This window comes from Pseudomonas sp. HY7a-MNA-CIBAN-0227, from assembly GCF_040310325.1.
Taxonomy (GTDB): domain Bacteria; phylum Pseudomonadota; class Gammaproteobacteria; order Pseudomonadales; family Pseudomonadaceae; genus Aquipseudomonas.
Window position 1 is genome coordinate 104,071 of record NZ_JBEOPT010000002.1, and the last position, 17,244, is coordinate 121,314.

Here is a 17,244-nt window from a genome sequence, read left to right on the forward strand (position 1 = left end):
ATGACAATTTTGTAAGCTTCCTGTCATTTTTAAAGAGATTCGACGGTTTTTGAACAGCTGAACAGGATCTGAAATTCGCCGACGCTGATGCATTGTATTTAACCTTGAGTGTTCGATATGCGTATTGCGTCGGGACTGGTAATTCCACAAAGGTGATTAGACGTGAGTATTAATTTTGAAAAAGCCGTTGGTTCTGCGGAAAGAGCGTTAATTTATCGCAGCCAAAGAGCGGAGGTGCTGAGCAATAATATAGCTAACGCCGATACGCCAAATTTCAAGGCCCGCGACTTGGACTTTCCTGCCTTGCTTGCAAGCCAGTCAAAGCGAATGACGGATGCTCAGTTTTCTTTACAAACAACAAACCTAAAGCACATTGCTGGGAACGGATCAGCAGCCGAAATTGATGAGAGAGCTTTACTTTACAGAATTCCAAATCAACCGTCCCTGGACCAAAATACCGTGGATCAGCAAGTCGAGCTTGCGAAGTATACGGAAAATGAAATTCATTTCGAGGCAGCGTTCACCCGACTCAATGGTTCATTTAAAGGCCTGATTAAGGCTCTTCGTGGGGAGTAATTGCCAAAAAACAAGTACTTGCACTATAGAACAGGCCGGTTATCTCTGCCCTGGTTGCCCTAAAGTCAATGTCAGCAGACTTCGACCCATTGCCTACCACATTGTGCTCATTGAACCATTGAGGCGGGCTGGATAGGTGCTGAAGCTATTACTCCAGGAAAGCGCTAAGAAGACTTTGATCAGCTTATCTCGGCCCTGGGCTCATATCTGAAATGAGCCCAGGGAGAGCCTGTATATGGGAGCGTTAAAGCTGGAGCGGATCAGCACCATCAGGCGCTGATTTTGGAAGGAAAACCCAATGTTTCCACAGCTGCGCGGACTCGCTCAGGGTTTTCGCTACTTTCAACGTTGACCTTGCCGGCAGCACGATCCACCAAAACCCTTGCCTCGCTATCCAACGCGTGAATAGCTTTGGTGATTTTGCTAATGCAGCTGCCGCAACCAATGCCGGACACATCTAAGACGAACATAGTTATTCCTCTCGTATTGAGCGGCTTCTTTAGCCGCAAACACAGCATAAACGTTGACATGATGGCAAGGTCAAGTCTTGCCTGCACCCTGGTTTGGGGAGATCGCAAAAAAAGGAGTTCCGCACACTAAGCGACAACCGACCGGCTTCAGCCTTTGTGACACGGCCTATGTCCGGTTGGAGCAGGGGTCATGCCGAGATAAGGGAAAATTAGGACATTTGCTTCGCATGCGGTTGTTCTATAAAGGCTTGCGTGCAATCCACCTCAAGTCCTCCTGAATGGCTGGCGACTTCGGACAATCCGCGCACGCCTATCGCGTTGTCTGGGGTGCATAGAGAAAACGGAAAAAATCGTACGATAAGCCCCTGCTGACAGTCTGTAAGCCCTTGCGTTGTGCAGTCTGTGTCCGAATGGAGTACGCCTCAACCCGGCGTCAGGCCGGACGACGGAGGTACGTCAAGGTAGGGTCTATTTCGGCTTTTCCTGACGTTTCCCTACAAACCTCTATGAGCTCAACCTGACAGGCCACCGCCTCGGGTTGTTTGGTTGTCATAGGACTTCTCAAAACTTGAAGAAGTGGCGGGCTGTCGCTATTAGTTAAGGTTCACTCAACACAAGGACGCGAAGATGATCCAGAGATTCGTTGTTGTTCCTGCGATCCCCACCGAAACAGGATCGGTTCGCAATGGAGCTCGCTTTCACTCCACTACAGTTCCGGCTGGTTTTGATATTTATGACAATCAAGGTAAGCAGCGATTGCAGTTCACCTACTCGACACGGATAGAAGCAGATGCGGAATGCGAAAGACTGAACATGGAGTGCGATCAAACCACCATAACAACACCTACCCGCATCAGCTCACCATGATCTGTACGAACGCAATTTACTGGTCATCTGTTCAGCGATGCGGACTGAAAACAAAAAAACCGTCATGACTGACGGGATTTTTGTTGATGGGAGCTGATCCTTCAGCTCCCATCATTGTAGTTAAGAAATGAGGAGGCATGCGTTTTGAGATCCCTGTTGGTCGGCCTGACGCCGGGTTGAGGCGTACTTCAACCGGACGCAACAGTGCCGAACAATGCTTGCAGCAGAGCAGCATGGCTTAGCGTACAAACATCTCCGTTTTCTGCGATTACCCCCTTCGGCCTGACCCTCCACACTTGAAGCATCGCTTTCCAGCAAGGCACTGCGGGCGGCCTCTCCGTCATACGACGCTTGCATAGGGGTACTAGGTATGCCTATCATGCGACTTGCATAGGTAGGAGGGGTATACCATGGGTCACACAGCTTCAAACAAAGACGCTCTTCTCAAACGAGTTAAACGCATCGCAGGACAAATCCAGGCAGTTGAACGTGCTTTGGAATCGGATCTCGATTGCGCAAAAACATTGCATCTTGTCGCCGCCACACGCGGGGCCATCAATGGATTAATGGACGAAATTATTGAGGACCACGCCAGGGAGCATGTAGCGAACCCAGCGCTCAGCGATGAAGAGCGCAACAAGGGTGTCGAAGAACTTATTGAAGCCATTCGCCGCTATTCAAAGTGAAGAAACCAGGTACAAGTTCATGAGTAGCAGCACCAATATCGAAATTAATCACATACACGACCACGTATTCCTTGGGTCAGCGCACGAAGAAAATGCCAAACGTACCCTTTGGGTCGTGGCGCTTACGGTGGTGATGATGGTTGGCGAAATCACCGCCGGTTATATCACTGGCTCGATGGCTTTACTTGCCGATGGTTTTCACATGGCGACCCATGCGGGCGCTTTGGGCATCGCAGCGGCTGCTTACGGATACGCAAAACGCCACGCGTCCAGTAATCGTTACAGCTTCGGTACCGGTAAGGTTGGAGATCTGGGTGGGTTTGCATCGGCGCTCATACTCGGCATGGTGTCCCTGGTAATCGGCGTAGAGTCAGTAATGCGCCTCCTCCAGCCAACGGAGGTTCAATTCGGGACCGCTACGCTCATTGCGATTGTTGGCTTGATCGTAAACATTGTGAGCGCGCTTCTGCTTGGCCACGGCCACAGTCATGATCATGATCATGGACATCACGGGGATAACAACCTGAAATCAGCGTACGTCCATGTAATAGCGGACGCACTGACCTCCGTGCTGGCAATTGCTGCATTGCTCGCTGGCCGGTATCTCGGGTGGGTATGGCTGGATCCGGTAATGGGTATTGTTGGTGCCATCGTTATCGCGCGTTGGGCGTGGAGCTTGATGGGTGTGACCTCTGCTGTACTGCTAGATCAAACTGATGAGCACGTTGCAGAGGAAATCCGTGAGCTGGTTGAGAAGCCAGGCGATGCAACCATTACAGACTTGCATGTCTGGCGGGTTGGACCAGAAGCGCATGCGGCTATCGTAAGCGTCCTTGGCGAAGCCACTGCGAACGCCGAAATCATTCGTGAACGTCTCAAGCCTGTTCACGAGGTCAGCCATCTGACTGTCGAATTTCGACCTGTCTGATTCAGTCTGATTCCTCTGGTAAGGGGCTCTAATTGAGCCCCTTCGCTAACTCGCTTTGTTGAACCCGCCCGTTGCAGGGCGCCCCCCATCTATTGCCTCCAAAGGAGCCCGCAATGCCCTTAGGCAAACGTGAACTTGCGCGGATCGAACGCGGTTTAATTGCAACTCTCACCGAAGCTTGCGAAACGGCAAAATCTGAAATCAAAGGCTTTTCCTGGCTCACCCACGAAGCTGACTTAAACGCGCTTCCTGAAACTCTAAAAGTGATCTGGGTTTTCGAAACGTTAGCAGACAAAAAGCTTGCCCAGTCTAGCGCGCAGAAGGTGCGCATCTTTGAGCTGACTGCCATGGCGCTGAACGGCGCAAACATTGATCTGCGCCCATCAGACCACAATGTACGGTTCGACTCTGAGGAGGAGTGCCAACGAAGTCATGGTGGCGATTGGCAGAAGCGGTTGGCGCAATCACGCGTGACAAAGGGTTATTGACGATGGCTAAAGAAATCGAAAGTCCATGCATTTCAGTTTGCCAGCTAAGTGGCGATCTTTGTGTGAGCTGCGGGCGAAGCAAGGAAGACATTAGGAAATGGAAACGAATGAAGCGGCCCGAAAAGATGGCTGCTGTCCAAAGGGCGAACATGCGTCTGAAAGGATTGAAGAAAACACAGGGATAGCTGGGATTGTTCCCGACATTCGATGAAAGGCTCGCTAAAAGCAGAATTCACGGATTGCCGTCAACATACAGGCCGAACAGGATGTTATGGCATAACAATTAAAATCAGTGAGTGATGCCGTCTTCGGTGTTCCACAGCACAATCGCGGCGGTTACCAGGCTGAGGCCGCTGGCCCGGTAGCGCTGTGGAACACCGTCTACCTGGAGCGCGCAACCCAAGGGCTGACTGAGGCCGGAAAGCCGACAGGATCGTCATTTCACACAAACAAAACGCAAGATTCGAATCCTTCTGAAAAAAGCTAAGTGAATCATTCAGTTACAGGTCTAATGTCCTAATTTTCCCTTATCTCGGCATGACCCCGAGCACACCTCAATCAGGCGTCACCCGTCAGGGTCGGGGATCGTACGCATGCTAGACCTTGCACTGGGTACGCAGGTACCCGATTCACTTCGTGAGCGATCGCTATGTGTCGAACATGACGAGGTTCTGAAACAGCAGGCTAAACGCCTGCTCGCAGGCGTCGTTGCAGGCTTCGCGGATTTTTTCCAGGGCTTGGGTCTCGCTCCCTGGGCTGCACGCGACGGTCAAACCGTCAAGGCGTCACGCTGATGCCGTTGGGGGCCTTGCCGACCGGTACGGTCTTCGTGACCTTGCGGTCCTTCACGTCGAGCACGGAGACCGAGTTGGCGTAGGTGTTGGTAACGTATGCGTACCGTCCGTCACGGTCGACGACCACGCCATGAGCACCGGCGCCAGTCACGACTGTCTTGGCGACCTTGAAACTCTCCAGGTCGATCAGGCTGACGGTTTTGCCAGGCTTCTTCGGCGTGCCCTGGTTGGCCACCAGCAGCGTGCGCGAATCCGGCGTGACGTACAGCTGGATAGGCACCGTTCCGACGGCAACCTTGCGAATCACCTGGCGCGTGGCCGGGTCTATCACGGCGACGGCGTTTTCTTCCGACAGCGACACCAAGACAAGACGACCGTCCGGCGTGAAGCCGACTTGAGCCGGACCCTTGCCTACCTGCACCTGCGCGATCTCCTTTTGGCTGGCGGTATCAATGACCGACACCGTGCCGCCCTTGAGGTTGGCGACGTAGGCCTGCTTGCCGTCCGGACTGATGCGAAGACCGTGGGGGAACTTACCGACAGGAATCGTGGCGACAACACGCTGCTCCGATGTGTCAATCACACTCACCATGTCGTCGCCGCCGTTGGTGACGTAGGCAAGGCGGCCATCTGGCGACACCACCACATGGGCCGGGTGCATGCCGACCGGCACCTTGGCGATTACCGCGTCACTACTGGTATCAATGGCCCAAACGGCTCCTACCGTCGCCATCGTGCTGTGTTCACCTTTGGCCATTTCCTTATGCGCAGAGCCAGCCGCCTGATCAGGCTCGCCGTTATTGGTCACCCATACGACCTTTCCGTCAGGCGATACCTGCACGTTGTGCGGTGTCTTGCCGACGCGCACGCTTGCCAGTGTCTTGAACGACGCGGCATCGAGCACGCTGACCGTGTCAGCGCCCTCATTGGCCACATACACCTTGTCAGCGGCCCATGTAGTGCCGGACCAGGCCAGCAGCCCGACCTGTATTGCCGTTAAAAACCACTTACCTTTACTTGTCATCATGATTAATCCTTATTGAGAAAATAAAACTTCTATCGTCAGGCCTCAGCCTGCGGCGGCCCGTCTTGGATGCCATTACCGGCCACGTCGCCTCGAATCTTGTGATTCACCTCCTTAACCGTGACAGCCGCCGCCGTCGATACCACCAAAACAGCGGAGTCATACGCGTCTGTTTCGCAGCCGCAAAGCGTTGCCGATCACCGACACCGAACTCAAGCTCATGGCCAGCGCGGCAATCAGCGGCGACAGCAGCCAGCCGGTCAGCGGATACAGCACGCCGGCCGCAATCGGGATGCCCAGCGCGTTGTACAAAAAGGCAAACATCAGGTTTTGCTTCATGTTGCCCACCGTGGCTTCCGACAATGCGCGCGCAATCGCAATCCCGCGTAGATCGCCCTTGACCAGCGTGATCTGGGCGCTGTTCATCGCCACGTCGGTTCCGGTGCCCATGGCCACGCCGACATCGGCCTTGGCCAGCGCCGGCGCGTCGTTGATGCCATCGCCCGCCATGGCCACCACGCGGCCTTCCTTTTGCAACCTTTCCACCAGCAGCAGCTTGTCGGCCGGCTTGACCTCGCCATGCACCTCGTCGATGCCCAGGCGGGCTGCAACAGCCTTGGCCGTGGTCAGGCCGTCGCCGGTCGCCATCACGATGCGCAGCCCCGAAGCCTTGAGCGTCGCCAAGGCTTCCGGCGTGCTGGCTTTGATCGGGTCGGACACGGCCAGCAGGCCCATAAGTTGGCCATCGACTGCCAGGTGCATCACACTGGCGCCTTCTGCACGCAAGGCCTCGGCCTGCGGCACCAGGGCAGCGACCGAGACGCCGATCTGCTCCATCAGCGTGGTGTTGCCCAGCGCCAGTTGACGCCCTGCCACCTGCCCACGCACGCCGATGCCCGAGCCGGACTCGAAATTCTCGGGCTTGTCGAACAGCATGCCGCGCTCGCGGGCGGCGCGCACGATGGTTTCGGCCAGCGGGTGCTCGCTGCCCTGGTCCAGGCTGGCGGCCAGGCGCAGCACCTCGTCGGCATCAAAGCCGGGCGCAGGCACGGCGCGCTCGAACGTCGGACGCCCCTCGGTCAGGGTGCCGGTCTTGTCGATGATGAGGGTGTCGATTTTGCGCATGTTTTCGATCGCTGCAGCATCACGGAACAGCACGCCGTGCGTTGCACCGCGACCGGTGGCGACCATGATGGACATCGGCGTGGCCAGGCCCAGCGCGCAGGGGCAGGCAATGATCAGCACCGACACCGCGTTGATCAGGCCGAACACCCAACGCGGCTCGGGACCGAACAGGCCCCAGCCGAGGAAGGCCAGCAGGGCGATCCCCATCACGGTGACGACAAAGTAGCCCGCCACGACGTCGGCCATGCGCTGCATCGGCGCACGGGAACGCTGGGCCTGCGCCACCATTTGCACGATCTGGGCCAGCATTGTGGTCGCGCCTACATGTTCAGAGCGCATCACCAGTGCGCCGCTGGTGTTGAGCGTGGCGCCGATCACTTTGTCGCCCACGCGCTTGGTGACCGGTATCGGCTCGCCCGTGAGCATGGATTCATCGACCGAGCTGCCGCCTTCAGTCACCACGCCGTCCACTGGCACCTTCTCCCCAGGGCGAACGCGCAGTAAGTCGCCCACATGTACATGGTTCAGCGGGATATCCTCTTCGGTGCCGTCCTCCCGGATGCGGCGGGCGGTCTTGGGCGCCAGGCCCAGCAGCGACTTGATGGCCGCCGAGGTCTGCGACCGGGCCTTGAGTTCGAGCACCTGGCCCAGCAACGTGAGCGAGATGATCACGGCGGCCGCTTCAAAGTACACAGCGACGCGGCCCATGGAGATGAACGAGGCCGGGAACACCTGCGGCGTGACCGTGGCGACCACGCTATAGACGAAAGCCGCACCGGTGCCCAGACTAATCAAGGTCCACATGTTCGGACTGAGGTTCTCCACGGACTGCCACCCGCGCGTAAAGAACGGCCATCCGGCCCATAGGACGATGGGGATCGACAGCACCAGTTCGACCCAGCTCTGCACGGTCATGTCCATCCACTGGAAACGGTGGCCGAACATGGCGAGAACAAAGACCATGCCTGTCAGCGGCAAGGTCCACCAGAAGCGGCGCTGAAAATCGCGCAATTCGGGGTTCTCATCGTCGTCGAGTTCCGGCAGCAAGGGCTCCAGCGACATGCCGCATTTGGGGCAGTTGCCCGGATGGTCCTGACGTATCTCGGGGTGCATCGGGCAGGTGTAGATGGTGCCGACGGCCGCTGGCGCGGTCTCCGCCGGTGGTGCCGGCGTGAGGTATTGCAGCGGATTTGCCGCAAACTTGCCCTGACACTTGGCGCTGCAGAAGTAATAAGGCCGGCCCTCGTGCGTTAACTTGTGAACAGACTGCTCCGTGACGGTCATGCCGCACACCAGATCACGTAGACCTTCACCTTGGGGGTTTAATGGATGGGAGTGACTATGGTCGTGGTGGCTCGTGTTGGTGGCCATGATTATTTTCCGTCCTCATTCTTGTTGGTTTCTGCCTGATCAGCATTTCGACCATGCCCTCCATGGCCATGTCCAAAAAAATGCATCAAAGGACAGATCAACAGGATCAGATAGGGTAAATAAGGCGAAACATGGCTGAAGTGCTCCCGAACCAGGTAAAAGACACCAATCGCAACCAGCATGATCAGTACAACGCCCGTTTTGCTCCTCCAGAAAGACGAAGGAGCGTTTTCAACCGAATGATGATGGTTAGTCATGATGTAGTCCCCACTGTCCTCGCAAAAGTTGCGGTGACGTCTGCGACTGAGAGTAGTCAACGCTCGCTTTGAGGCGGTGATATCGATCAAGCCACGTTTACTTCACTTCAAACTGACCAACCATTCCTGATTGGTAATGACCAGGTACGTTGCAGGCAAACTCCAGCCCCGTGCTCTTGGCGAACGTCCAGATGAGCTCTTTGGTTGCGCCAGGTTCGATCAAGACGCTGTTCGGATCGTTGTGCTCCATCCCGACCATCTTCATTTCCCCCATGCTATGCCCCATATTGCTCATGGCTTGCCCGGACCCAATAGGCGTGAGCGTGCCGTTCTGGAACATGGCTGCCATCTCTTTTTGGTGAGCAGCATGTGCAGCTGCGTTACCAATATTGAATTCATGCAGCAGCGAACCTTCGTTGCGCAGGACGAATCGAACCGTCTCTCCGGGTTTGACATTGATGTTTTTGGACGCGAAGAAAATGTCGCCCATTTTCACCTCAACGGTGCGGGTAACCTCGGCAGCGGTTCCAGGTTGACCAATGTCATCTTTGCCATGCCCCACACTAGCCATGGCTGTAGCACCGAAAAATAGAGCCATTGTCGCGATAACAGGGGTAAAAAATTTAGCGTTCATAGTGACCTCAAGGATGAGCGAGAAAAACACTCGCTATATTAAAGTGACTGAGCTACCAGTTAACTGACCTGAGCACTACATTTCTGTCAGTTTTTAAAATAAACAACGGCGTCTAAGCGACGTCGTTTGTAATCGCAATTAATTGCGAAAAGCCTTGAAAGCAGGATATTTACTGATGGTTTTCTGAAAGCATTAGTTTGTGTTCGCGTTGCATTTGGTTCAAAACGTCATCGACGATTTTGTCGTGCTTCTCCATCCAGGCGAGATGCTGTTGGGGCGACATTGATGCATCGGGATGGTCTTGATGGAGTTGGCTCATGATCTCGCCAAGCATTTTCATGTGCTCTGCCATGTGCACATGGCGTTGGCCTGCAGGGGCTTTTTCGGCTTGAATCAGAACGGTTTCCGCTTTATTACGCATACTTTCCATGCGCTCCATCACTCGGTCTCCGCCGCCCTCAGCCCATGCCGAGGCCGAGAGCAGGATCGAGCCAGCCAGAAACACGGTTTTGAGATAGCTCATGGGGCAGCTCCTTGATAGGAATGGTGTCCGACTCCTGAGGGTTTTTCTCTCTGGAGAGTCGGATGAGCACTTGACGGTGTTCATGGGCAAACCCTAGACAACGCTTGCTGACATCAACCTGAAGCCAGAATTACATTTCTGTCAGTTTCTGGTTGGCTGAGCTAATTCGTTGCAAACTCAGCCCCATCATCACTTTGAGAGCCACTCCCATGAGACTGTTGGTTGCGGAAGACGAACCGAAAATAGGTATCTACTTGCAACAGGGCCTTACTGAGGCTGGGTTCAACGTTGATCGTTTCACCAATGGTACTGAGGCCCTGCAACACGCCTTGAGCGAAGCGTATGACCTGCTGATTCTGGACGTCATGATGCCCGGTCTGGATGGGTGGGAAGTGCTTCAGAAGGTGCGTTTGGCAGGGAAAGATGTACCGGTGTTATTTCTGACTGCGCGAGACCGTGTTGAAGATCGCGTTAAGGGGCTTGAGCTCGGAGCGGATGATTACCTGATCAAGCCCTTCGCATTTTCTGAATTGCTGGCCCGCGTCAGAACACTGCTGCGTCGCGGTAATGGCGCACCCTCGCCAACCAATTTGAAACTGGCCGACCTAGAGGTTGACCTGCTCAAACGCAGGGCCATTCGGGGGGGGAAACGCATAGGCCTGACGGCCAAAGAGTTTGCGCTGCTGGAGTTGCTGCTCCGTCGCCGGGGCGAAGTGCTGCCGAAGTCGCTCATCGCCTCGCAAGTTTGGGACATGAATTTCGACAGCGATACCAACGTAATCGAGGTTGCGGTGCGCAGGCTCAGGGCGAAGATTGATGACAGCTTTGAGGTCAAGCTGATCCACACCGCACGTGGTATGGGCTACATGCTTGATGCACCGGATTCGGAGTCAAAATGAACCGTCTGTCCCTGACTACACGCATGAGTCTGATGTTCATGCTTGCGGTAACAGCTGTGCTCACCGTCGCCGGAGTCAGCTTTAACCACCTCAGCCAGCATCATTTCAAAATGTTGGATCAAGAGGCTCTAAACGAAAAACTCCACTCGACCCAGAGAATCCTGGGGGAGCTGAAGAGCACCGATCAATTCGGCGAGTTAAAGCCCGAGTTACAGGCTCTGCTCGGGGCTCACCGTAATTTGACAGCCGTCATCCTAGGCGATGACGGGAGGCTACTTTTCGCTGACCCAGGGCCAGTCAATGTTCCGGAGGAGTTCCTCACGACCACCAACAATAATTTTTGGGAATGGCAGAACCAAGAGCAGATGTTCCGTGGTTTGACTGCTCAAGCGATGGTGACCGGTCGGGACAAGCCGCTGACCGTGATCTTGGTTTTTGATGTTACTGAGCACATGTTTTTCTTCGAGACGCTCCAGCGATGGTTCTGGATAGGGCTGGTGATCAGCGCGCTCGTCAGTGTGGGGCTGGGTTGGTTGGTTGCCCGCAGTGGCATGCGTCCGATTCGGCAGGTGACCATGGTCGCTGCGTCGATGTCGGCCAAATCACTTAAAGAGCGCATTCCATTAGCGTCTGTTCCAAAAGAGCTTCAACAGATGGTGTCGTCGTTCAACGCGATGTTGTCACGTCTGGATGATGCTTTTGTCCGGTTATCAAATTTCTCTGCGGACATTGCTCACGAACTGCGCACACCGGTCAGTAATCTGATGATCCATACCGAAGTGGTGCTCTCTAGAAAAAGGGATATTGAGGACTACGAAGACAATCTGTATTCGAATCTGGATGACTTGAAGCGTATGTCTCGGATGATCGACGACATGCTCTTTCTGGCTAAATCTGACAACGGCCTGATCCCCCATGAGAACAAACCGATAGACCTATTGGAGGTCGTGGAGAAACTGCTCGAATACTACCGCCTGCTGGCAGATGAGCGCGGCATCAACCTGACGGTTTCAGGGGGAGGGAGTGTTCGGGGCGACGTACTAATGCTGCACAGAGCTGTCTCGAATCTGCTTTCTAATGCGCTGCGGTACACCCCGGAGGGGAGGACCATCAATGTCGATATCCAACAGAGAAATACCTCGACATTTGTGGTCGTGGAAAATCCAGGAGAAACCATTGCACCCGAGCACCTTGAAAAGCTCTTCGATCGATTTTATCGCGCGGATCCGGCACGGCGTGAAGGGAGCCCCAGCAATGCTGGACTGGGGCTCTCAATTACGCGGTCGATCGTAGAAGCCCATGAAGGCAAGATCTGGTGTACCTCATCCAATCGAAAAACAGCCTTCCATATGGAATTTCCTAATGCCGGATCGAAACGGGCCTAGCCTCGCTGAGGCGCCGTCTTGGAGCAAGGGGCGCGGCCTTTGCTCCAAGACGGATTGACCGACAGGCTTCAGAGAGAAAGCCAATGTAGTGCACATCGGGAAAATAAAAAGCCACGACGACAACCCTCAATTATGGACCAGAGGGCATGCGTAAAGCTTACTGAAATGTAATCGAATGGTCGGCAGTCATGTGGCATCGTGTCCTAGCTCTATAACGCGGATCATTCTGATCCAGAACCTGGGTTAAGTACGCGGCATACGCTTGGTATTTGCCTGTGGTTTTAATCGGAATTGAGAAGTAAAAACTAGATCTCCCCAACCCAACCTCGAACCAACAGCTTATGCTGTGAGGAGTCTTGCATGTCATTCTTTAAAACTACTACCGTAGCTGTTGCACTTACCGTCGGTTTGCTCGTGAGCGCTATCGCCCAGGCGCATCCAAAACTGGTGTCTTCTACCCCAGTGGAAGGCTCGACGTCTGCGGCACCTTCCAAGATCGAGCTGCACTTCTCGGAGAACCTCACGACTCAGTTCTCGGGAGCGAAACTGATCATGACTGACATGCCGGGTATGCCGAATTCACCTATGGGTGTTAAGGCTGGTGTCGCCGGCGGCGACGATCCGAAAATGATGGTTATCACGCCCGCCGCTCCGCTAACCACAGGTACTTATAAGGTCGAATGGCGGGCAGTCTCTTCCGACACTCATCCCATTACCGGCAATTTTTCTTTTAAAGTGAAATGATCCATGAGCGACTCAATCAACATCGCCGTTCGTTTCGCTCTTTATATGGACCTCATGCTGCTGTTTGGATTGGCCATTTTTGGTTTGTATAGCCTACGGGGGAAAGAGCGAGTGTCCGGCGCTGTCTTAAACTTTGAGTCGCTCCTTTTCGGCACCGCAGTTGTTGGTGTACTTCTGTCTCTTGCCGCTATGTTGTTACTTGCGAAAGCAATGAGCGGCGTTTCAGAATTTATGGAGCTTCACCATCACATCTTCGAAATGGTTCTAACTGGTACCGACGTCGGGCTCACCTGGATGGTCCGAATAGCAGCCCTGGTGCTGGCAGGTATCGCCATCACACTTAACAAGCGCCTCCCAACCCTCAGTCTTTGGGCGGTTACCGTCTTCGGTGCTATTGCTCTCGCTACCCTAGCGTGGACAGGGCATGGCGCAATGGACGAAGGCAATCGTCGTTATATACATTTCATTAGCGATATTCTTCACCTTCTGGCAGCCGGCGGTTGGATGGGAGCTCTGGCCGCATTCGCTTTACTGCTGCGTGCGAAAAGACTAAATGGCGGACAAGAAATACGGGTTCTCTCCCGAGTCCTGACTGGGTTTGAATCAGCTGGCGCGCTAATTGTTGTGACTTTAAGCATTACTGGCGTAGTGAATTATCTCTTTATCGTGGGCCCAACCCTGGACGAAGTGATGATGACTACTTATGGCACTCTGCTATTTTTGAAAGTCTTGCTCTTCGCAGGGATGATTATATTAGCGACGCTAAATCGATTCCATTTGAGTCCACTGTTAGAACGCTCAATCAAGGAAGGGGACCATGCCGTCGCCGTCAATGCTTTACGACGTAGTATGATCCTTGAATTCTCCGTTGCAGTAGTCATAGTATGCCTTGTCGCTTGGCTAGGAACCCTGAGCCCGGGGATGGATATGAGCACGGTGCAGCATTAATAATCCGCATAATGTCCACAGCTACCTGGAGCGCCTACGCTCCAAACGCAAATTTTGTGAGCGTTGAGCCAAACGTCCATGTTGTCGTAACGCTACGGTTCTCAAGCCACAACTCGTTTGTCACCAGCATGTTGACTCCGGGGGGTAAAATCCGCACCCTTGCCGCTAATAGTCAGGAGCAAGTGCTACCAAAGGAGCCAAGTGTTTAGAGCCTGTTTGCAAGCAAAAACATAAGGCAGAAATATCCCCTTGAAGGGCGATCGCCTTCTCCCAAATACTGTCAACATCAGCGGTAGCTACGGCGAGAGGGGAGCCTTCCAATATCGTCATGGCCATGGCATGTAGATGTAAAAAGTCGTCCTTAATGCAGCCGATCCCACCAATTTCAGCAAGACAGGCATCTAGCCGGTCCACCAAGTTAAGTAATTGAGAGATGTCGTAGCTCGCGCGCAGAGAATCGAGTGCCTTGGCATCGACGTCCCCATAGGGTGTCACTCGAAACGAAACCGGCGGGATGTGCATTAGTTCGCCTCCTCAACTTTGCTATTGGGCATCTGTTTCGCACGCATTGGAGCTCAGACTCTGAGAGCGAATAGCTCTGATGAAGCTCTTTCGACGACAGATTCGCCGGCAGCTTCGGATAGGCTGTCCGCTCCAGAGAGGCCATGGAGTTCGTCCCTCAAGGAAAAGCAAAACCTTCAGCATAGACGGCTAAACTTGGGACGAGGAAAGGAAACGCAGAAAAAATTTAAATCATAGCAATATCATAATATTACAGAGCGAATGTCCTGATTTTCCTTTATCTCGGCATAACCCCGTGGAGAGATGATCTGAGCCGTGCAACCGGGTCGGAAACAAGAAGTCCTCACTGCGGAGGAGGGCCTGATGCATCCAAGCCTCCAGAACCGTTCGGGTTTGCTCAGTGATTTCAAACTGGACTGGGTGCTGAGTTTTCTGCTGCATCACGATGGCCCGTGACGACACATGTTCCCCATGGGCTATGTCTCGTACTCGCAGCTTGGTTAAGTCACAGGCGCGCAGCTTGCTGTCGATGGCCAAGTTGAAGAGGGCCAGATCCCGTGTCTTCTCCGCGAGCTGGAGCCTGCCAGATATCTCTGACTCGGAGCGGGGCTTTCTGCCCGACAAGCTTACCCTTGTTCCAAGGCTGATGGCTGTATGGTAACCGTCCGGCCAGCACCCTCTCCTGACAGCCCTCCAAATTAGCCAAGATAGTGGACACCATTTTTTAGTGGACACTATCTTGGATACCGTTGCCCTAGCCCGTCGAACCGGCCGCCGCCCCAACTTCCCGCTGGCGTTCAAACGCCAAGTCGTCGAGGCGACCCTCCAGCCTGGCGCCTCCGTGTCGTTGATCGCTCGTGAGCATGACGTCAATGCCAACCTAGTGTTTCGCTGGCGGCATCAATATCAGGAAGGGGTATTCGGCGCCGTCAGCCAGAGCGCAACGCTTTTGCCCGTCCAGGTGATGGAGGCGCCAATCGATCTGCCGCACGTCGTCCAGCCACAGGCGGAGTGTCATTCCGAGATCGCAGTTGAGGTCGGAAAAGCCAAGTTGCGTATCATGGGCGCACCCGATCCGCAGACGCTGCAATTCGTCTTGCAGCAGTTGCTGCGATGATTGCCCCGCCCGCTGGAACCCGTATCTGGATCGCCGCCGGCGTCACGGATATGCGCCGTGGCTTCGATGGTTTAGCGGCACTGGTGCAGACACAGTTGGAAGCCGACCCGTTTTCCGGTCAGATATTTGCCTTTCGCGGACGGCGCGGTGACCGGATCAAGCTGTTGTGGTGGGATGGCGACGGCTTGTGTCTGTTTTGCAAACGGTTGGAACAAGGGCGCTTCGTCTGGCCGCAAGCAACCAGCGGCAGCGTGTCGCTGACGCCTGCGCAGTTATCGATGCTGTTGGAAGGCATTGATTGGCGCAGGCCAATTCGTACAGCGCCTGTCCTCGCAGTCTGACTTGCCGCGCTGAAAAAATCCCCAGTAACATGCGGTCATGACTCTCGTGACCGACTCCCTGCCGAACGATCTTCAAGCCTTGAAGACTCTGGTCTCTGCCCAGCGGGCAGAGATTGAGCGCTTGAAAATGATGATCGCCAAGCTGCGTCGTACGCAGTTCGGTCGCAGCTCCGAGCAACTGGACGCGATGATCGATCAACTCCAGTTGAGCCTCGAAGAGCTGCAAGTCAGCCAAGCCGAAATGACAACGCCAGTCGAACCGGCACCTCGCGCAGTTTCGCGCCGCAAACCATTGCCCGAACACCTGCCTCGCGAAACTCACGTGCATCAGCCCGAGTCGCAATGCACGGGCTGCGGTGGGGAGCTTCGCTATTTGGGTGAGGATGTGTCCGAAGTGCTGGAGTACGTTCCGGCACGTTTCAAAGTGATCCGCCATGTTCGCCCCAAGTGGGTCTGCCGCTGCTGCGAGCACATCGCCCAGGTGCCGGCGCCGAGTCGTCCGATAGCCCGAGGCCTTGCAGGCCCGGGGTTGTTGGCCCATGTGCTGGTCTCCAAGTTTGTTGATCATTTGCCGTTGTATCGGCAGTCCGAGATCTACGCCCGTGAGGGCGTGGAGCTGGAGCGCTCAACCCTGGCCGACTGGGTGGGCCAGAGCAGTCAGTTGCTCAGGCCGCTGATCAACGCCCTTGAGCACCACGTCATGAGCGGTCACAAAGTCCATGCAGACGACACGCCGATTGGCGTGCTCGCGCCGGGCAACGGCAAGACCAAAACGGCTCGCCTGTGGACATACGTGCGGGACGACCGACCTGCGGGTGACTCGACACCGGCGGCGGTCTGGTTTGCCTACTCGTCGGATCGCAAGGGGCAACATCCGCGCGCTCATCTCAAGGGCTTTAGCGGGATCTTGCAGGCTGACGGCTACGCCGGTTTTGCTCAGCTGTATGCGACGGGCACTATTGAGGAAGCTGCATGCTGGGCTCACGCCCGGCGCAAGTTTTACGATGTCTACAAAGACTTGGCTTCACCCCTTGCCGCCGAGGCGCTGCAACGGATTGCGGCCCTGTATGCCATCGAAAGCGAGATCCGAGGGCAGCCGCCCAACCTGCGAAAAACGGTTCGGCAAAGTCGGGCCAGTCCGCTGCTGGAACACCTGCACGCATGGCTTAATCAGACGCTGACTCAACTGTCGAAAAAGTCGGCATTGGGCGGTGCAATCCTCTATGCCCTCAACCGGTGGCAGGCCCTAACGCGCTACTGCAATGACGGCCGAATCGAAATCGACAACAACGCCGCCGAACGGGCGCTACGCGCCGTCGCGCTGGGCCGCAAAAACTACCTGTTTGCCGGTTCCGATGCCGGCGGAGAACGAGCCGCTGCGATTTACAGCCTGGTGGGTACTGCCAAGCTAAACGGGTTAAACCCACAGGCCTATCTGGCCTACGTACTTGAGCACATTGCCGAACACCCGATCAATCGGGTGAGCGAGTTGCTGCCTTGGAACATTTCTTTGAATCACACTGAACACTGCGAGGCCGCCTGATC

At 55.0% G+C, this 17,244-nt stretch carries 20 protein-coding genes and 1 pseudogene; 13 read left to right on the forward strand and 8 right to left on the reverse strand.

Annotated elements, in window-relative coordinates:
* Nucleotides 1-162: 162 nt before the first annotated feature.
* The gene (gene flgB, locus AAEZ06_RS03650) at nucleotides 163-576 is read left to right on the forward strand and encodes a flagellar basal body rod protein FlgB (protein ID WP_092237211.1); all 414 of its coding nucleotides are present in this window, start codon (nucleotides 163-165) and stop codon (nucleotides 574-576) included.
* 269 nt (nucleotides 577-845) lie between these two features.
* On the opposite strand, the gene AAEZ06_RS03655 is transcribed toward flgB, so the two are convergent.
* Nucleotides 846-1,046, reverse strand: a complete 201-nt coding sequence (locus AAEZ06_RS03655) for a heavy-metal-associated domain-containing protein (protein WP_034114911.1) — start codon at nucleotides 1,044-1,046, stop codon at nucleotides 846-848.
* A 627-nt stretch (nucleotides 1,047-1,673) separates the two neighbouring features.
* On the opposite strand from AAEZ06_RS03655, the gene AAEZ06_RS03660 reads away from it, so the two are divergent.
* From AAEZ06_RS03660 to AAEZ06_RS03680, 5 genes are all read left to right on the forward strand, one after another.
* Nucleotides 1,674-1,913, forward strand: a complete 240-nt coding sequence (locus AAEZ06_RS03660) for a hypothetical protein (RefSeq protein WP_092237208.1) — start codon at nucleotides 1,674-1,676, stop codon at nucleotides 1,911-1,913.
* Nucleotides 1,914-2,323: 410 nt separating this feature from the next.
* Entirely contained in the window at nucleotides 2,324-2,599 is a 276-nt protein-coding gene (locus tag AAEZ06_RS03665; RefSeq protein WP_092239330.1) for a metal/formaldehyde-sensitive transcriptional repressor, read from the forward strand.
* A gap of 19 nt (nucleotides 2,600-2,618) precedes the next feature.
* Nucleotides 2,619-3,527, forward strand: a complete 909-nt coding sequence (dmeF, locus tag AAEZ06_RS03670; protein WP_092239333.1) for a CDF family Co(II)/Ni(II) efflux transporter DmeF — start codon at nucleotides 2,619-2,621, stop codon at nucleotides 3,525-3,527.
* A gap of 113 nt (nucleotides 3,528-3,640) precedes the next feature.
* A complete protein-coding gene (locus AAEZ06_RS03675) occupies nucleotides 3,641-4,015 on the forward strand; it encodes a hypothetical protein (RefSeq protein ID WP_092239335.1) in 375 nt (124 codons plus the stop codon).
* A 2-nt stretch (nucleotides 4,016-4,017) separates the two neighbouring features.
* Nucleotides 4,018-4,200, forward strand: coding sequence for a DUF1289 domain-containing protein (locus tag AAEZ06_RS03680; protein WP_092239337.1), 183 nt, complete (start codon nucleotides 4,018-4,020; stop codon nucleotides 4,198-4,200).
* Between the two features lie 592 nt (nucleotides 4,201-4,792).
* On the opposite strand, the gene AAEZ06_RS03685 is transcribed toward AAEZ06_RS03680, so the two are convergent.
* The 5 genes from AAEZ06_RS03685 to AAEZ06_RS03705 form a co-directional block, all read right to left on the reverse strand.
* A complete protein-coding gene (locus AAEZ06_RS03685; protein ID WP_092239342.1) occupies nucleotides 4,793-5,836 on the reverse strand; it encodes a YVTN family beta-propeller repeat protein in 1,044 nt (347 codons plus the stop codon).
* Nucleotides 5,837-5,992: 156 nt separating this feature from the next.
* Nucleotides 5,993-8,329 (reverse strand): heavy metal translocating P-type ATPase, encoded by a 2,337-nt coding sequence (locus AAEZ06_RS03690; RefSeq protein ID WP_115128418.1) that lies wholly within the window; start codon nucleotides 8,327-8,329, stop codon nucleotides 5,993-5,995.
* A gap of 2 nt (nucleotides 8,330-8,331) precedes the next feature.
* Nucleotides 8,332-8,586: a DUF2933 domain-containing protein gene (locus tag AAEZ06_RS03695; RefSeq protein ID WP_092239429.1), complete on the reverse strand. Its 255-nt coding sequence runs from the start codon at nucleotides 8,584-8,586 to the stop codon at nucleotides 8,332-8,334.
* Between the two features lie 97 nt (nucleotides 8,587-8,683).
* Nucleotides 8,684-9,220: a cupredoxin domain-containing protein gene (locus tag AAEZ06_RS03700; RefSeq protein ID WP_092239346.1), complete on the reverse strand. Its 537-nt coding sequence runs from the start codon at nucleotides 9,218-9,220 to the stop codon at nucleotides 8,684-8,686.
* Between the two features lie 169 nt (nucleotides 9,221-9,389).
* On the reverse strand, nucleotides 9,390-9,743 hold the full coding sequence (locus tag AAEZ06_RS03705; RefSeq protein ID WP_092239348.1) for a co-regulatory protein PtrA N-terminal domain-containing protein: 354 nt from the start codon (nucleotides 9,741-9,743) through the stop codon (nucleotides 9,390-9,392).
* A 209-nt stretch (nucleotides 9,744-9,952) separates the two neighbouring features.
* On the opposite strand from AAEZ06_RS03705, the gene AAEZ06_RS03710 reads away from it, so the two are divergent.
* The 4 genes from AAEZ06_RS03710 (at nucleotide 9,953) to copD (ending at nucleotide 13,719) form a co-directional block, all read left to right on the forward strand.
* Nucleotides 9,953-10,642 carry a heavy metal response regulator transcription factor gene (locus tag AAEZ06_RS03710; protein WP_115128416.1) on the forward strand — a complete coding sequence of 230 codons (690 nt, stop codon included), beginning with the start codon at nucleotides 9,953-9,955 and terminating at the stop codon, nucleotides 10,640-10,642.
* On the forward strand, nucleotides 10,639-12,027 hold the full coding sequence (locus AAEZ06_RS03715; protein ID WP_115128415.1) for a heavy metal sensor histidine kinase: 1,389 nt from the start codon (nucleotides 10,639-10,641) through the stop codon (nucleotides 12,025-12,027). Before AAEZ06_RS03710 ends, AAEZ06_RS03715 begins: the two co-directional genes overlap by 4 nt.
* Before the next feature lie 360 nt (nucleotides 12,028-12,387).
* The gene (copC, locus tag AAEZ06_RS03720) at nucleotides 12,388-12,771 is read left to right on the forward strand and encodes a copper homeostasis periplasmic binding protein CopC (RefSeq protein WP_048388142.1); all 384 of its coding nucleotides are present in this window, start codon (nucleotides 12,388-12,390) and stop codon (nucleotides 12,769-12,771) included.
* Nucleotides 12,772-12,774: 3 nt separating this feature from the next.
* On the forward strand, nucleotides 12,775-13,719 hold the full coding sequence (gene copD, locus AAEZ06_RS03725) for a copper homeostasis membrane protein CopD (protein ID WP_115128414.1): 945 nt from the start codon (nucleotides 12,775-12,777) through the stop codon (nucleotides 13,717-13,719).
* Between the two features lie 165 nt (nucleotides 13,720-13,884).
* Here copD and tnpC (AAEZ06_RS03730) read toward each other — a convergent pair whose 3' ends face one another.
* Both tnpC (AAEZ06_RS03730) and AAEZ06_RS03735 read right to left on the reverse strand, forming a co-directional pair.
* The gene (gene tnpC / locus AAEZ06_RS03730; RefSeq protein WP_115128413.1) at nucleotides 13,885-14,241 is read right to left on the reverse strand and encodes a Tn3 family transposase post-transcriptional regulator TnpC; all 357 of its coding nucleotides are present in this window, start codon (nucleotides 14,239-14,241) and stop codon (nucleotides 13,885-13,887) included.
* A gap of 294 nt (nucleotides 14,242-14,535) precedes the next feature.
* Nucleotides 14,536-14,914: pseudogene (locus AAEZ06_RS03735) on the reverse strand (site-specific integrase); the annotation flags it as partial.
* Nucleotides 14,915-14,980: 66 nt separating this feature from the next.
* Here AAEZ06_RS03735 and tnpA point away from each other — a divergent pair.
* Genes tnpA through tnpC (AAEZ06_RS03750) form a run of 3 tightly spaced genes read left to right on the forward strand, consistent with a single transcriptional unit; the run spans nucleotide 14,981 to nucleotide 17,242 of the window.
* Nucleotides 14,981-15,358 carry an IS66-like element accessory protein TnpA gene (gene tnpA / locus AAEZ06_RS28520; RefSeq protein ID WP_158636783.1) on the forward strand — a complete coding sequence of 126 codons (378 nt, stop codon included), beginning with the start codon at nucleotides 14,981-14,983 and terminating at the stop codon, nucleotides 15,356-15,358.
* Nucleotides 15,355-15,699, forward strand: a complete 345-nt coding sequence (gene tnpB / locus AAEZ06_RS03745; protein WP_034138746.1) for an IS66 family insertion sequence element accessory protein TnpB — start codon at nucleotides 15,355-15,357, stop codon at nucleotides 15,697-15,699. The genes tnpA and tnpB overlap by 4 nt, the downstream gene beginning before the upstream one ends.
* Nucleotides 15,700-15,736: 37 nt before the next feature.
* Nucleotides 15,737-17,242 (forward strand): IS66 family transposase, encoded by a 1,506-nt coding sequence (tnpC, locus tag AAEZ06_RS03750; RefSeq protein ID WP_073453916.1) that lies wholly within the window; start codon nucleotides 15,737-15,739, stop codon nucleotides 17,240-17,242.
* Nucleotides 17,243-17,244 lie beyond the last annotated feature (2 nt).

What these genes read in the sequence shown, in the direction of transcription:
- AAEZ06_RS03655 (WP_034114911.1), bottom strand. Translation starts at nt 1,046, where the DNA reads ATGTTCGTCTTAGATGTGTCCGGCATTGGTTGCGGCAGCTGCATTAGC.
- AAEZ06_RS03660 (WP_092237208.1), top strand. Translation starts at nt 1,674, where the DNA reads ATGATCCAGAGATTCGTTGTTGTTCCTGCGATCCCCACCGAAACAGGA.
- AAEZ06_RS03665 (WP_092239330.1), top strand. Translation starts at nt 2,324, where the DNA reads ATGGGTCACACAGCTTCAAACAAAGACGCTCTTCTCAAACGAGTTAAA.
- dmeF (WP_092239333.1), top strand. Translation starts at nt 2,619, where the DNA reads ATGAGTAGCAGCACCAATATCGAAATTAATCACATACACGACCACGTA.
- AAEZ06_RS03675 (WP_092239335.1), top strand. Translation starts at nt 3,641, where the DNA reads ATGCCCTTAGGCAAACGTGAACTTGCGCGGATCGAACGCGGTTTAATT.
- AAEZ06_RS03680 (WP_092239337.1), top strand. Translation starts at nt 4,018, where the DNA reads ATGGCTAAAGAAATCGAAAGTCCATGCATTTCAGTTTGCCAGCTAAGT.
- AAEZ06_RS03685 (WP_092239342.1), bottom strand. Translation starts at nt 5,836, where the DNA reads ATGATGACAAGTAAAGGTAAGTGGTTTTTAACGGCAATACAGGTCGGG.
- AAEZ06_RS03690 (WP_115128418.1), bottom strand. Translation starts at nt 8,329, where the DNA reads ATGGCCACCAACACGAGCCACCACGACCATAGTCACTCCCATCCATTA.
- AAEZ06_RS03695 (WP_092239429.1), bottom strand. Translation starts at nt 8,586, where the DNA reads ATGACTAACCATCATCATTCGGTTGAAAACGCTCCTTCGTCTTTCTGG.
- AAEZ06_RS03700 (WP_092239346.1), bottom strand. Translation starts at nt 9,220, where the DNA reads ATGAACGCTAAATTTTTTACCCCTGTTATCGCGACAATGGCTCTATTT.
- AAEZ06_RS03705 (WP_092239348.1), bottom strand. Translation starts at nt 9,743, where the DNA reads ATGAGCTATCTCAAAACCGTGTTTCTGGCTGGCTCGATCCTGCTCTCG.
- AAEZ06_RS03710 (WP_115128416.1), top strand. Translation starts at nt 9,953, where the DNA reads ATGAGACTGTTGGTTGCGGAAGACGAACCGAAAATAGGTATCTACTTG.
- AAEZ06_RS03715 (WP_115128415.1), top strand. Translation starts at nt 10,639, where the DNA reads ATGAACCGTCTGTCCCTGACTACACGCATGAGTCTGATGTTCATGCTT.
- copC (WP_048388142.1), top strand. Translation starts at nt 12,388, where the DNA reads ATGTCATTCTTTAAAACTACTACCGTAGCTGTTGCACTTACCGTCGGT.
- copD (WP_115128414.1), top strand. Translation starts at nt 12,775, where the DNA reads ATGAGCGACTCAATCAACATCGCCGTTCGTTTCGCTCTTTATATGGAC.
- tnpC (WP_115128413.1), bottom strand. Translation starts at nt 14,241, where the DNA reads ATGCACATCCCGCCGGTTTCGTTTCGAGTGACACCCTATGGGGACGTC.
- tnpB (WP_034138746.1), top strand. Translation starts at nt 15,355, where the DNA reads ATGATTGCCCCGCCCGCTGGAACCCGTATCTGGATCGCCGCCGGCGTC.
- tnpC (WP_073453916.1), top strand. Translation starts at nt 15,737, where the DNA reads ATGACTCTCGTGACCGACTCCCTGCCGAACGATCTTCAAGCCTTGAAG.